The organism is Haloarcula sp. Atlit-120R (genome assembly GCF_003665885.1).
GTDB lineage: Archaea > Halobacteriota > Halobacteria > Halobacteriales > Haloarculaceae > Haloarcula > Haloarcula taiwanensis.
Genome location: NZ_QPLN01000122.1, coordinates 1 through 435, shown reverse-complemented (window position 1 = coordinate 435; position 435 = coordinate 1). Strand labels below are relative to the sequence as shown.

Here is a 435-nt window from a genome sequence, read left to right as displayed (position 1 = left end):
CGGCCGCACCCCGTCCGAGACCCGCACCCGCCCATCATGGTCGGCGGCGGCGGCGAGTCGTTCACGCTCCGAATCACCGCCCAGTACGCCGACTCGTGGAACTTCTGGGGACCGCCGGAGGTGATGCAACACAAACTGGACGTGCTGGAACGCCACTGCGAGGGCTACGGCCGGCCGTTCGAGGAGATAGAGCGCTCGTGGTTCGCGCGGTGTCTGCTACGCGAGGACGAGGCGGAACTCGACGCCCTCCTCGACGAGCACTTCCCGCGGTTCAAGCCCGAGAACGTCGCCGAGGGCGAGTTCCCGCTCGTCGGCACGCCCGAACAGGTGCGCGAGCGACTGGCGACGTTCGTCGAGATGGGCTTCGGCGAGGTTGTCGTGGAGTTCGTCGACTTCCCCGAGACGACGAGCGCCGAGTTGTTCGCCGAGCGCGTC

Annotated in this window: 1 protein-coding gene; it reads left to right on the top strand. The window is 68.3% G+C overall.

Translation table 11 applies throughout. The features are described from left to right. On the top strand, nt 1-435 hold a 435-nt coding region (locus DVK01_RS21525), incomplete at both ends, for an LLM class flavin-dependent oxidoreductase (RefSeq protein WP_121538867.1).